This window comes from Leclercia adecarboxylata (assembly GCF_006171285.1).
In the GTDB taxonomy this organism is placed as follows: Bacteria; Pseudomonadota; Gammaproteobacteria; order Enterobacterales; family Enterobacteriaceae; genus Enterobacter; species Enterobacter barmai.
Genome location: NZ_CP040888.1, coordinates 66,983 through 80,215, shown reverse-complemented (window position 1 = coordinate 80,215; position 13,233 = coordinate 66,983). Strand labels below are relative to the sequence as shown.

At 41.4% G+C, this 13,233-nt stretch carries 12 protein-coding genes; 11 read left to right on the top strand and 1 reads right to left on the bottom strand.

Annotation, left to right across the window (positions count from 1 at the left end; translation table 11 throughout):
- Position 1: 1 nt before the first annotated feature.
- Complete coding sequence (locus FHN83_RS00375) at positions 2–1,054, bottom strand: hypothetical protein (protein WP_001065778.1); 1,053 nt, start codon at positions 1,052–1,054, stop codon at positions 2–4.
- A 476-nt stretch (positions 1,055–1,530) separates the two neighbouring features.
- Here FHN83_RS00375 and FHN83_RS00370 point away from each other — a divergent pair, with 476 nt between their 5' ends.
- From FHN83_RS00370 to FHN83_RS00315, 11 genes are all read left to right on the top strand, one after another.
- Entirely contained in the window at positions 1,531–2,406 is an 876-nt protein-coding gene (locus FHN83_RS00370) for a RepB family plasmid replication initiator protein (RefSeq protein ID WP_000594611.1), read from the top strand.
- A gap of 1,148 nt (positions 2,407–3,554) precedes the next feature.
- Positions 3,555–3,908: a hypothetical protein gene (locus FHN83_RS00360; protein WP_000423602.1), complete on the top strand. Its 354-nt coding sequence runs from the start codon at positions 3,555–3,557 to the stop codon at positions 3,906–3,908.
- A gap of 17 nt (positions 3,909–3,925) precedes the next feature.
- Positions 3,926–4,276 (top strand): type IV conjugative transfer system protein TraL, encoded by a 351-nt coding sequence (locus FHN83_RS00355; RefSeq protein WP_001447770.1) that lies wholly within the window; start codon positions 3,926–3,928, stop codon positions 4,274–4,276.
- 11 nt (positions 4,277–4,287) lie between these two features.
- A complete protein-coding gene (locus tag FHN83_RS00350) occupies positions 4,288–5,076 on the top strand; it encodes a TraE/TraK family type IV conjugative transfer system protein (RefSeq protein WP_000783153.1) in 789 nt (262 codons plus the stop codon).
- Complete coding sequence (locus tag FHN83_RS00345; RefSeq protein ID WP_000592092.1) at positions 5,076–6,347, top strand: TraK domain-containing protein; 1,272 nt, start codon at positions 5,076–5,078, stop codon at positions 6,345–6,347. The genes FHN83_RS00350 and FHN83_RS00345 overlap by 1 nt, the downstream gene beginning before the upstream one ends.
- 1 nt (position 6,348) lies before the next feature.
- On the top strand, positions 6,349–6,810 hold the full coding sequence (gene htdO, locus FHN83_RS00340; RefSeq protein ID WP_139563065.1) for a plasmid transfer protein HtdO: 462 nt from the start codon (positions 6,349–6,351) through the stop codon (positions 6,808–6,810).
- Complete coding sequence (gene trhB / locus FHN83_RS00335; protein WP_000351841.1) at positions 6,800–8,155, top strand: IncHI-type conjugal transfer protein TrhB; 1,356 nt, start codon at positions 6,800–6,802, stop codon at positions 8,153–8,155. The genes htdO and trhB overlap by 11 nt, the downstream gene beginning before the upstream one ends.
- A 7-nt stretch (positions 8,156–8,162) precedes the next feature.
- Positions 8,163–8,645 (top strand): hypothetical protein, encoded by a 483-nt coding sequence (locus FHN83_RS00330; protein ID WP_000377632.1) that lies wholly within the window; start codon positions 8,163–8,165, stop codon positions 8,643–8,645.
- Positions 8,646–8,763: 118 nt separating this feature from the next.
- Complete coding sequence (gene htdT, locus FHN83_RS00325) at positions 8,764–9,516, top strand: protein-disulfide isomerase HtdT (RefSeq protein ID WP_182911723.1); 753 nt, start codon at positions 8,764–8,766, stop codon at positions 9,514–9,516.
- Positions 9,517–9,525: 9 nt separating this feature from the next.
- The gene (gene trhV, locus FHN83_RS00320) at positions 9,526–10,476 is read left to right on the top strand and encodes an IncHI-type conjugal transfer lipoprotein TrhV (protein ID WP_001022588.1); all 951 of its coding nucleotides are present in this window, start codon (positions 9,526–9,528) and stop codon (positions 10,474–10,476) included.
- 8 nt (positions 10,477–10,484) lie between these two features.
- A complete protein-coding gene (locus FHN83_RS00315) occupies positions 10,485–13,166 on the top strand; it encodes a TraC family protein (RefSeq protein ID WP_000387412.1) in 2,682 nt (893 codons plus the stop codon).
- Positions 13,167–13,233 lie beyond the last annotated feature (67 nt).

The following is a 13,233-nucleotide window of genomic DNA, read 5'->3' as shown; positions in this document are numbered from 1 at the left end:
TTTATTCCTTAAGGAGATCTCGAATTTCCAGAAGCTCTTCTAATTTTGGTTTAGAAAGAATGATTGCTGTATTTTCGTCGTTAAGTAAAGACAATAAAATATTTAGCTTTTCATCATTCAAGATTATTTGAACACCATCATCAGAAAATATTACATTTTTACTATCAACATTTTTGAACAAGTGTGCACTATCTCTACCAAATTTTAGTTCTGTTTGAGTATTCGTTATAGATTCCGTATGTGTACTTTCCACAAGCTCAAGAAATTCAGATTTTAGCCGTTCTGTTTTCTTATGCGAGAGGCGCTTAATACCCAAAGTCTTACGTGTGACTGCCGAATTTTTCTTTTCTGGTCCGCCTTTATTTAAGGTGTCTGGTCCTGCTCCAGCTGCATTGTGTTCAGGTATGCCTACAATTTTGCTCGTTGTAGTCTCAATATTCTTAACGCCAGGTAAGAAACCTTCTATATGTTTTAAAACCATTTTGTGATCGTTGGAATATTTTAACATTATTTCAATGGCGAGCGTTTTTTTGATTAGATTTAGGCTAATCAAACGTTGAAGCTCTAATGGCATATCAAGGATTTTTAGCATATTACGAATTGCGGTAGTTGATCGTTGATATCGCATTGCTAGTTCTTCAACCGAATACCCGAGACTAACAGCATGAGCTAATGCATGAGCTTGCCCAACCGGATTTAGCCCATTGCTTCTGTTACCATCGAGGTTCTCAAGGTATTCTTCAATTTCGTTTTTATAATCGATTAAGATAACAGATAATTTTGGAATATTAGCACCTTCAGAAATTGCTAATTTTAAGCCATGAAAACGAGTATGACCTTGACGAACTAAATATTTACCTTTTCTTTTTACGACCTTGATCATATCAACCTGCCTTCCTTCCTTAAAGGCTTGTTTGATTGACACAATCATCGATTTGACAGGTTCTTGTTCGTAACACAAATCTCCGATTACCGCCTCTCGGGGATTAAATCCCTTTTCAATTTCAACTAGATTAGTATCCACTTCAATGACTGTATGTTTGCTGTTGTTCATATCTTCCTCCTGTTTACTACATGATACATGAACCTCAAATTTGCCAAATAGGGCTGATACATCTAAAAGGTAAACTCAAAAAATTTGCTTAATAAAATTAAAATAAAAACTGTCTTGAATAAAACAATGATAGTAAACCCACTTTCATTTCCGTTTGCGATCTGTAGATATTGATAAAGGAGCGCTATTCCTTGTTTTATATGGACTTATCATTGTTTTCAACAGGTTAGATCAATTCTTTAGATCACTAAAGATCAATAGAGTTCAAGTAAAGATCACGGCATCTTTAACTCATTGATTATAGTAACTTTATGAAAGGATCCGGCATTCGGATGCATGCGAAAAGCATTTGAATGAATAAGGAAGGCATTTACTGGAATGCTTATGGCATTTAGGTAAATGCGTAAAAAGCATTTGCAAGAATATGTTATAAACAGTTTGCCAAATGAAAATCTTATCACCGACGAGTTAAGTTAATGATTAAAAACAACGAGTTAATCCATCCTTTTGACGTAACCAGTAATGAATCAGGTAAGACTTATCAACTGACGCCTAACTCGTCCAAGTCGGTTCAGCCCGTGGCCCTGCTGAGATTGAGTGTATTTACCCCTGTCGGCACAAAAGAAAACCGCGACCGAAACTTTGAAGTTGATGCCTCTGATGAGCTTTCGTGTATGGAAATTGCAAGATCGGAGGGTTATGACGACATCAAGATAACTGGTGTCAAACTATCTATGTCTACCGACTTTAAATGCTGGCTCGGGATCATCATGGCTTTCAGTAAATATGGTTTTACTTCCGAGAAGATTAGCCTGACTTTTAACGAGTTTGCGAAGATGTGTGGTATCAGTTCAACAAACATCAACAAACGAACTCGTGCGCGCTTTAAAGAGTCATTAATGAACCTTGCATCGGTAGTGCTTGCCTTCTCAGACTCTCGTAGTGGTCGGTTCACAGTAACGCATCTGGTGCAGAAGGCTATGATTGATCCAAAAAGCGATACTGTTGAGCTGGTTGGGGATCCTTCTATGTGGGAACTGTATCGTTACGACCATAAGACATTGTTAAGCCTTCAGGTTCTATACATTTTGGCTAAAAAAGAAGCTGCGCAATCTCTCTATATTTATTTTGAAGCAATGCCAGCTGGTACGTTGTTCGTTAATATGAAACGGTTGAGGGAAAGGTTGCTTCTTACAACCCCTATTCGTACGCAAAACCAGATAATTCGTAAAGCAATGCGGGAACTTGAATCTATCGGATATCTCGATTATCAAGAAGTTAAGAAAGGTCGCGACATACAATTTCAGATCTTCAAAAGAAGCCCTAAGCTGGCCCTTGCCAAACAAGGTTGAAAGCTATCTGGTATGCACTGGTTATAACCTGCTGAAAAATAAGTTATTTATCAGTGCTATGCTTAGTGCTTCTTTTACTACTGGTCTTACATCTCGGCTTAATGTGCAAAAAAGTAACTTTTCAAACGAACTCCTGACTATTCATCTGTATGCCTTTCTGACTCAAGCGTACATGCTAGCCCATTCATTAAATGCCGTTGAGCAAGATGGTTTCGTGCGCACTCTATTCACGTGAATGCCTTTTGTGGATTACGCCTCTTACATTCATACAAATGCTTTTGATGTCGGTATCCCAAAAATTCATTCATTGAAATGCTTTTGTTTGCCACTGTATCCCGAGCATAGCTATGCAGTGGTATAAAAAGGCATTTTGGTGAATGGCATTAGGTCGAATGACACACAGTTCAGCTTTGTTAAGAGCGAGAATGGTCCAAGACATCTATGACATTGGGCATCAGAAGGACTATGTGCTTGATATGAGATCAAAAAAATATCAGAAGCATCACAACTCCAATGGCATTCAAAGAAATGCCTTTGTTTTGTTAGTACACCAAACAACCCAAAATTCATGCAGTTATATCAAAGACTCATTCGCAAAAGGACTCAGCCAGAAAGCATTTGCTTAAATAGCATTGGCCAAAAGCATTCGAATGAATGATGTTCGTATGGACAAGACAAAGTCCCACTCACGCCCAGAGGTGTAAAAGGCATTTAGATGAATGACGCACCGGCCCGAGGATTGTATGTAGTTTCTCCAACTGATAGTTGCCGAACCAGGGAGCACAGTGATATGCGGCCTTCTCAGAATCAAGAGATAGATAATAAGGGAACAAAAAAGATTAGATATGAAGCTTAGTTACCTGCCCGATATCTAGTTAGAGCTTTTCAAACCATCAAAAGTGACTTTTATGCTTGAGGAGTCTCATCAGCTTCAGGATTGAGCTTAACGTAATCTTACCCCCTCCCCTCTTTCAAACTTTTACTAAGCGTTCACTGGTACCTTTCAAAGATTATGCTTTAGGCCCTTTGCTTAAAAATTCACCAATCGCTAAACGTTAAAAAAAGGGGGTTTATGCGAACGGAAGGATCGGAATAAAAAAGTATTATTCATTCGCGTTTACGTGAACTCAAATCTACACGGAGTAATTATGGAACTTTCTTTAAATATTGGCCTTAGTGAAAAGAAATCTAACACGGCTGCACTTTTTAAAACAAAAAGCGCAAAAGTGATTTTGTTTGTTCTGCTGACCGTGCTTTTTTGCGGTCTGGCATATGCGGGTTCAGATGATGGGGCACTGGGAGATATTTGGTCATACATGAGTGAAAGTATGACTGGAGCTCCGGGCAAAATTCTGGCAGCCGCGATGTTGATCTCAAGCGTATATTTCTCTGTCCTTAAGCCTAACCCGGGCCTGGCACTGGTTTCATTATTCATGATGCTGGTAATGGCCAACGGCGAGAAAATTATCAGCACCTTTATGGATGCTGGCGTACCGCTGTAATTTATTGTTAATCATGCATGAGGGGGTTCATCCCCCTCTCTGGATTTTTAATGAGTAAGCAGAACGACGTTCCTCAGCATACCTATAGATTCCCTTTCAGGATCAACATGCCTCTACTGATTTTGTTTTGGGATGCCAAAAAATTAGGGCTTGCATTCATTCTGGTTGCATTTGGGAATATCTTCGAATGCTTCGGGTTTTCTGTTGTAGCAGCGGTTGTGTATTGGATTGCGTATAACAAAGCAGCTGAGTCAGGAATAAGAGGATTGCTAAAACACAAACTCTGGTGGCTCGGTTTTTTGCCAGGTAAAGCAGTTTTTAGTAGCCGTTATTTCAACGATCCATTTATCAGAGATTTGTATTCTTGATGGAGCTATGAATGAAAATGCTAAGTGGCATTAACATCCCTTTTTTCAAAAAATCTAAAAAGGATGAAAACGGTGATCTTGAACAGTCATACGTAAAGAAAGATGAAAGTGCTAAGGGACGTTTTTTGGACATTAAAAAACGATTTAGCCCACAAGCTGAAGCGTCAGGTGCTGGAATTACATACAGCGCCCTGATTAATCGTGATACAAAACTTATCCGCATTAATACTGTTTCAATAGCCGTCATTGGGTTATTGGTTGCAAAGATTCTTTTTTTCACTGACCCAGTGACGATTGTTACCCCTCCAAACATGAATGAAGAGATCACGGTTGTTGGTAACAAAGCATCGGAATCTTATAAAACACAATGGGCTCTCTTTTTTAGTACCCTTTTAGGGAATATTAATCCAACTAATATTTCCTTTGTGACGGCCTATGTCCTCGATGCCCTTTCACCTGAACTACAGGCTAAAACGAGTGAGTCTTTACAGGAGCAGATAAATATCATGCAGGCTCGTGGTGTTGAGCAGACCTTTAAGCCTAATGATATTTACTTTGATCCAAAAAATGACATGGTCTATGTCTGGGGTACCAAAACGACTCGACTTGTAAATGTTCCGGACAAAACTGAATCATCGAAATGGACTTATGAATGGGTTCTCGGGATGAAAAATGGTCGCCCAAGAATTGCATATGTAAATCAATATTCCGGAACACCGAATATTAAAAAAATTACGATAAACGGCAAAGAGCAACTGGCAACGCTGGATAATCCGCCACCGTCTACAGGTAACAAGTGATGATTAAAAAAAAGGGCTTAGGCTTCAACGCAATTACAGCATTGATCATGCTCACGACTTCGAACTGCGTAATCGCTGAAGAATACCAATTGCCAGCAACAATTAATAACCCGGTTGTAATGCCAGTTGGTGCTGACGGATTTCAGAATGGAGCTGCAAAAGCCATTATTCCGGGTCAAGCTGGTTCTGAACAGTCAGGTGCACAAACAAACCTTAGTGAAGCCGGTAATGCGCAGGGACAAAAACCTACAACTGATCTCCCTACCGTGCAACTTTCCCCAGCCAGCAATGCTTCGCCTGCGGTAAGCGCTATTACTGGAGCATTATCAAATAATCCTAGTCTCCCCGGATTTGACGCACAGACCCGATCTGGTGCAATTGATAGCTATGGGAGACCAACAGGTACCTCTTCCCAGCAGAATGCAACCAATGCGACCGCCACGTCAAAAGCCGATGAACTTTATGTCGAAGCTCGTAACCGATATAAAGAAGTTCAGCGTGTAAATGTGCCGCCTGGTGGGAATGTGGTACTGCCAGTTTCACGAGGACTTCAAAACAGAATATCGACCAGCTTCAAGAATGCTTCTGTCAGTACTTCTACCCCTGCTGAAGAGGCAAGCATATTTGTTAATGGTGGCGATGTCTTTATTTCAACTAATACCGATAAACCAATCGGGATTATGTTGTCTGAAGATCAGGTACCTGAATCGACCTATAACCTGACCCTGGTACCGCTTGATGTTCCCGGTGCGATGATTTCAGTTACTACATCTTTAAGCCCATCTATGCAAGCCAAACGTGAAACCTCATTGGATAAGCAAAACTATGAGGAAATGTTGGCCCGCTCCCAGTCAGAAGAACTGGCTCCAACGGATCCAAAACAAGACGATCATAAACAAAGAATCATTGATTTATTGACTCCTGTGGCTCTTGGTGAGGTCCCTTCAGGATTCAGTTTACAACAGGACCGACTTTCTCGTATTCCTGCGCCAGAGCAGTCACCATGTAACTTTAATATGTATGCAAAGCTCGGTCAGAGACTGGTTGGCTCACGTGAACTTATTGATGTAATTCTTGTGAAAAACGATAAACCATACGGTCAAATCGTTGCTGATCAGCAGTGTATGGCAGAAGGCGTTATTGCAAGTGCTTTATTTGATAAAGCATACCTGCAACCGGGAGAAGAAACAGAGCTTTACATAGTCCGGGATAAATTGTTCAAGGAACGCGAGGCCCGGGTTACAACCAGACCAAGTCTAATCAGAAAATAATATGGGAAAAGTTACTTTGCCTGCTCTGCTTGGGGCCACCGTGATTGGTTTTGTCGTATTTGCTTTAACCAGCTTTTACTACAGGTCAGAATATATACCAAAAAGGAGTGTATTAATCGTTCCGGACGCATCCATTAGTATCGAAGATGGCAGTAACGCTTTTCCCGTTCAGACAGTAATAATGAACGATCCAACTCTTATTGATAAATTTGTAGGAGAGGGCAATATTAATGAGGAGAATGCTTTTGACTATCACAAAAGTAACGTTTTGGAACCTAATTACAAACATGAAATATCTAGAACGAGCCAGATAGATAAAGCTGAAATGAATCATCCATCTGTTCGTGAAAACTGGGCCAGAGCAGGTGAACCCTATATCGTTCCTCAGATGTCTGACAGCGAACGAAATCTAAAAATTAAACGATTCCAGAAACCTACAAGTGGAGCTAATCATGGACATTAAAAAGGCCTGGGAAAATAAGACCGTCAGACTTTCTGTTATTGGCGCTCTGCTGGTAGTGATTGTTTATATTATTAGCCAGTCTATTTTTTCCACACCAGTTAAGAAAGAAAAGAAAACACAGAAAAAAGACATGCAGACCAATTTGTTGTTAGATGATTCGCAAATGAACAAATTGAGTAATGAAGAAAGCCAGAAAGTATATAAAGAAATGGTTAAGCAAAACCGACTTGACCAAAATGCGGCGAAAGAGGACCGCGAAAAAGCAGAAAAAGCCCAACAGGAAACTAAAGCCCAAGTTGCAAGTTTAACTTCTCAACTTCAGCAGCTGTCTCAGCAAATTAATGATATGCAGACAAATCGAAACGGCAATCGTAACTTGGATGCTGGTAGTTCGCGTAAAACGATTAATGAGCAGGCACCGGCAGCTCCTTATCAGCTTAATGCTAATGCGCCGATTAATGGCGTAAACCCTAATTACGCTTCTATCACACCTACGCGTAATAGCCCAATGAGAACAATCACACAAAGTTCCATTAAGACTAATGGTACCGATGGTGTCATTCAGGTTATGCCCGTGTCTGAAAACAGAATCAAGGAAGGCAGAGAGGTCATTGCAGGAGATAAAGCGCCAACTCGGACTGTACGAGGTGATGGTACTGCGCCAGTTGATAGCAAAGCGCGGCATGCTGCCCGAAAAGATGAAATGTTTCTTCCGGCAACATCTATTATCACTGGTGTTCTGATTACCGGGCTTGAAGCGCCTACAAGCCTTTCTTCCAAATCAGAACCAATGCCAGTAACGATGCGTATTAAAAAAGATGTCATCATGCCCAATAATTTCACCATGGATTTGCGTGACTGTAACCTTCTGGGTTCAGCTGTTGGTGATCTGGCGTCACAGCGTGCTTACATACGTGCCACTTCTATCTCTTGTGTTAATTCAAAAGGGAAAGCTTTTGACGTAAAACTGGAAGCATATGCTGTAAGTGAAAATGACGGAAAAAATGGGATCCGAGGCACGCTTATCAGCCGAAATGGTAACGCAATTGCAGGAGCTGCATTTGCCGGTGGACTTTCTTCACTTGCCGGTAGCTTAAGTCCCAGTAAGGTATCTTCACTTAACATCGACCCTAATTCACAGGCTCAGTATCAGTCCCCTAATTTTGGTGCACTTGGGGCATTAGCCGGGGCTGGTGCAGCTCAAGGTGGTCTTAATCGACTCGTCGATTACTACACCGCAATTGCAGAACAACAGTGGCCAATCGTAGAAATTAGCCCTGGCCGAGCTATTACATTTGTCGTTCAGACCGGAACTACAATTCCAACGAATCTGACCAGTCGCTGAGGTTTAAATGGATAGTTTAGAAAAAAAAGAATCGCCTGAATCAGCTGGACCTGAAATCACTAAAAAAATGGTGCGAGAAAGGACAACAAAAAAAATTACCTTCGAAATTGATATTGAAAAAATATTGAAGTATTTATTTTTCTTCGCCTTTGCCGTATTGGTCATTATTTATGGTTATAAAGGCTTTATGAATGTTTACGATTACTTCAATAAACAATCCCAGCCTTCGTACAAGATTGCAGTGCTTGACATGCCTGAATTACGTAAGGAATTTTTCAAGCATCACGGAGGCCGTACTGCTGACAATGATAGATCTCAATTCGAAGAATATTTCAGAACATTAATGAAGATCTACCGTGACCGTGGCTATTTAATTATTGATGCAACGCTTGCCGTTACTGTACCGGATAGTGTTGAAATCGTCACTTATATGGAACTTGAAGATAGCTCTGAAGCGGTACAATCAAGTTCTTATAATGCAAAGAAGTAGAGGGCACCCAATAGTGAAAAAGTTACTTTTCCCTTTAATGGCGGCTTTCGCCATTATGGCGAATACGGTCACTTATGCTTCAGAGCAGGTCCTAACTAATAGTGATGCTGCTGCGTTAATGGCAAAGGCAAAGGAAGGTGGCGTTTCACCCAGTCAGATCTCGGGTGTGTTATCAAAAATGAAAGGATATAAACCTAAGGATGCCATATACATTCCTTCTGGTGGGCTATACCTCTTTCAGGACGAACGTTCGCAGCTAATGGCAGTAACGACCGATGGCCGATACTCCCTTACTGGGGGAAGCCTTGTTGATGTAATTAAACGTAAACCTGTTCTGACTGTAGAAGAAATCAGGAATTCCTATTTTATTAGTCTTGATGAGGCCCCCTTCCCTCTGGAAACTGTAGCGTCCATTCCTCTGGGAAATTCAAAGCTTAAAAGACAAGCAGCCATTTTCATAACACTTGATTGTGACGGTTGCATGGAACTTGTTAAGAAATTCTATGCAGATCGGGACAAGTATCGGATAGATATTGTTTTAGTTCCCTCACCCGGTGAGCCAAAAGAAGAGCTTAGAAGGCTCTGGTGTAGTAAAGAAAAAGGAAAAATAAACAACCTCGATATTCTTCGTTGGCTAATGGGAAGCAAATCCGACATTGAAAAAAGATTGCTCTCTCAAAAAGAAGCAGAAGAATGTCCGGCGGAACCTTTGGTAGCGTCATTGATGCTCGCAGGAATTTATAAATTGCAGGGTGTACCTTCAGTTGTCAGACAGGATGGTTTGGCTGGTAATGGCATTCCAAAAGATTTCGACTACTGGTTGAACCAAAGCGTTGAACCTCTCTTAAAAAATCCATTTGAGACAAATTAAGGCTAGTTTATGAACATCAAAAGATTGGTACTCAGTGCTCTGGTTGTAGGTACATCCTCATATCTTACGGGGTGCTCCATCGGTAGTTCCGAATCCGAATGTCCAGGCATTGAAAAGGGCGTTATCTGTAAAGGTCCTCGCGAAGTTATGGAGTTAACTAATAATCGAGATGATCTGTCTGCACTGGCGGGGGAAGAGTCGGAATCGGGAAAGGAGAAATCGGCTGTCAATGACAGCCGTTATCCAACTGAAATTAGCCCTCCAGGGGAAGTCAAATATCCACAGTCTACTACCCTTAAAAATCAGCCTGTGGCTTATTCAAAAACCGAAATTAAGCCAGTTGGTCAGTTACCTGTCATGTACGATAAAACTTTAAAAATGGGTGCCCCTACTTCATCCATTGGACCACGGCCTATTTCTGGTGTACCGGTTAATTCAAACGTAAGGATGACTAGCAGTTATAGCACTGCCTCTTCAACTGGTAACCCTTTCGTTCATCCGGCTGCGGAAGTCGTTAAACAAACAAGCTATCCGGTTTCTGCTGGAAATGCCCCACGCTACGTTGCACCTAATTCTGATATCAGCCCTGGTAAGGATATGTACTCTCTTTACAATGGCCAGCCCGTTAACCCGACTCTCAACCCTGGGCAGATCCAGCAATACCGTTCGCAAGGTTATAAACAAGCTGTAGTGGCTCCTGAACCACTTGCTGTTCTGCAACAGGGGAAAGTAATGAGAATTACTTTTGCACCTTATACCGATGATAACGATGCGCTTAATCTTCCCGGCTACGTTTATGTCAACGTAAAACCGCAAACATGGATTGCTGGCAAGAATTCGACCTCAAACCCAGCTCGCATAGTTCCTTTAGAAGTACAGGATGCGGCCCGGGAAAATATGCAGCAGCAACAAAAAGCAACTAAAGCTGTCTCTTCGAACGGCATTGTTAGACAACTGTAAGGTCAAATATGGAAGCTATCAATAATTACAATAGCGGTTTAAATCGCCATCAATTAGGTGGGTTTATCCCTGTTTACGATCAATTAGCAGGGACTCACTATTTTTTGATTGATGGCAACAGATTAGGGTTTATGTTTATCTGTAATCCATCCCCTGGAGTTTTTGATAATCAGCAAGATGTTCTTGCTGAAATGTTCAAAATGGATTTCCCTACAGATACTGTCTGTCAAATATCTCTGACTGCATTGCCAGACCTGACTTTACAGCTTAGTGCTTGGTCAGCTGTGCGAGGTGGGCGTATGACTGGGAACGATAAGCTTAAAGCAGATCTGCTTAATGGTTATCAGTTGGACTACTACGACAGAAGTATGCATAAGCCTTTAAAACCTGATCATGATAACCTTATGTTGAGGGATTTTCAGGTATGGATCTCGCTATCGATTCCTTTACAGTCTGCCCTTCCTACCGAGCTGGAACATTCGCGTATCGATTCACTTTACTCTGAACTTGTAAGTAAGTTAATTACGATTGGATTGCATCCGTTTAAGGTCGATGCAGAAAACTGGCTCTATTGTATAGATAAGGTCGTAAACCCCGGAAAGAACTCCCGGTGGGCTGAAGGTTTCATAGACGTTAACACTATGAAAAGGCTTAATGAACAAGTTAACGTTCCCGGCCGTAAGTATACAGTCACAGAAAATCATTTCTCATCAGTCACACAAAGTGACGACGAATCTGAGCATCGTTACTTCAAACAACTTTCCGTTGTAAAGTTTCCTGAATACGTCAATTTCGGTTGTATGTATGAGTTAGTAGTTAACTGGATGCATGGACGTAAGACAATTTTCAGCCCATTTATGATCACTCAGACTGTTCAGTTTGCCGATCCGCTCAAGTTGTCAAAAGAAAACGTCCGCTACAAAGCAATCACTAATAAACAGGCAAGTATACCTTCAGTTGTCACATTCTGCCCTCGCCTGCGGGATATGGATAATGACTACATGGCCGTAACTCGCGAGCTTGAGGATGGCGCAAAGCTTTTAAGAGGGTATCTTACTTTCACTGTTATGGGTAGTAATGCCAATTCTGTGCAGACAGCAGCTAACGATCTCAAATCCTTTTACCTCGAAAGCCGGGTCAAAGTAGCAGATGATTCCTTTATCGTTTTCCCGTCATTTATGTCATGTCTGCCAATGTGCAATGACCCAAAGACAATTTTCGACCTTGACCGTTCCGAAGTAGTGAGCAACACCGGAGCGGCTCATATGACACCGATCTTTGGGCCCTGGAAAGGTAATACAGATAGACCAGTACTGAGTTTAGTTTCTCGTGAAGGTCAACTCATGGGACTTGATATTTTCAAGACTTCTGCAAGCTATAACATGGTTATTGGTGCAACGTCAGGTGCAGGGAAGTCATTCTGGACAGCATATCTAATCAATAACTATCTTGGAGCTGGACCGCGATCTAATAACCTCGTTCATTATCGCTCAACATTTAAGCATTTTTTAGAAAACGAATACCCAGATGATGATCCTGACGGTGCTCAAGTATTTGTTGTGGACGTGGGCCGTTCTTACCAGGGGATTGCGGAACAATATACAAACAGTCAATTTATTGATTTCGGTAAAACCCCTGACTTCACCCTAAATCCCTTTGCCTTCCTAACTGACATCACTGTTAACGACGATGTATTTAACGAAGCACCTGAATTTACCGGTGAATCAACTTCAAACGATGCAGAAAAAGACAAAGTTGCTCAGACCATAATGGTTTTGAATCAGCTAAAAATTATGGCTTCAGAGAAAGGCCTTATCGATGATTATCAACAATCAGTGATGCTTCAGCTTATTGCAGAAGAGTACCAAGAATCCAGAAAATCAGGTCGGACCGGTTCAATAACCGGCTTTGCTCTGCGTTGCAAGAAGCATGAAGACAAACGTATAAAGGATATTGGGGAGCAACTCGGAGCATGGTGCGAAGGTGGAATTTATGGGCACCGGTTTACCGATACGTTGCCTCCAATCAACTTCGACAGCAGATTTATTGTTTTGGAACTGGAGGAGCTAAAAGGCACCCCCCACCTTCAGACAGTTGTATTAATGTCTATCATTCAGGCTGCCCAGCATGCAATGTTCATCAAAAAAGATGGGCGTCGTCGCTTGTTCATCCTTGATGAAGCATGGGAGTACATTCGTCCTGATAATTCATCAGGTGCCGGAAATCAATCAAACCAATTCTTCTCTTCCTTCCTCGAAGCGGCATGGCGTAGGTTCAGGAAAACAAACTGCGCTGGCATCTGTATCACACAGTCGTTTGAAGATTATTTTACTTCTTCTGTTGGCCGGGCCCTGACTGCTAACTCGCCTTGGAAGATAATCATGAAACAAGAAAAAGAAAGCATTGAAGCAATGAAGGCTAATAAATATTTTTCTACTTCAGATGCAGAATATGAACGTATGAAAAATATTCGTACAGTCAAAAAGGTGTTTTCAGAGATGTTAGTCAGGTTCGAAAACTTCCAAGAGATCTGTCGGTTATACGTAGACCGGAAAATGGAGCTTTGTTTTACTACGGATAGTGCTGACAGGAGTAAATTATGGGAAATTCAAAGCCGCGAGAATTGTAGCTATGGCGAGGCAATAGAAATTCTCTATGCTCAAGAAGTAGCAGCGGGTTTGGCCGCGTAGAGTAAATATCTTCAAGCAAAAATAATTAAACCAGATGTCTCATAAGAATCTGGTTTTTTATTGTATG

Bases quoted from the DNA above. Each gene is read 5' to 3' on its own strand.
- FHN83_RS00375 (WP_001065778.1), bottom strand. From the start codon at position 1,054: ATGAACAACAGCAAACATACAGTCATTGAAGTGGATACTAATCTAGTT.
- FHN83_RS00370 (WP_000594611.1), top strand. From the start codon at position 1,531: ATGATTAAAAACAACGAGTTAATCCATCCTTTTGACGTAACCAGTAAT.
- FHN83_RS00360 (WP_000423602.1), top strand. From the start codon at position 3,555: ATGGAACTTTCTTTAAATATTGGCCTTAGTGAAAAGAAATCTAACACG.
- FHN83_RS00355 (WP_001447770.1), top strand. From the start codon at position 3,926: ATGAGGGGGTTCATCCCCCTCTCTGGATTTTTAATGAGTAAGCAGAAC.
- FHN83_RS00350 (WP_000783153.1), top strand. From the start codon at position 4,288: ATGAAAATGCTAAGTGGCATTAACATCCCTTTTTTCAAAAAATCTAAA.
- FHN83_RS00345 (WP_000592092.1), top strand. From the start codon at position 5,076: ATGATTAAAAAAAAGGGCTTAGGCTTCAACGCAATTACAGCATTGATC.
- htdO (WP_139563065.1), top strand. From the start codon at position 6,349: ATGGGAAAAGTTACTTTGCCTGCTCTGCTTGGGGCCACCGTGATTGGT.
- trhB (WP_000351841.1), top strand. From the start codon at position 6,800: ATGGACATTAAAAAGGCCTGGGAAAATAAGACCGTCAGACTTTCTGTT.
- FHN83_RS00330 (WP_000377632.1), top strand. From the start codon at position 8,163: ATGGATAGTTTAGAAAAAAAAGAATCGCCTGAATCAGCTGGACCTGAA.
- htdT (WP_182911723.1), top strand. From the start codon at position 8,764: ATGGCAAAGGCAAAGGAAGGTGGCGTTTCACCCAGTCAGATCTCGGGT.
- trhV (WP_001022588.1), top strand. From the start codon at position 9,526: ATGAACATCAAAAGATTGGTACTCAGTGCTCTGGTTGTAGGTACATCC.
- FHN83_RS00315 (WP_000387412.1), top strand. From the start codon at position 10,485: ATGGAAGCTATCAATAATTACAATAGCGGTTTAAATCGCCATCAATTA.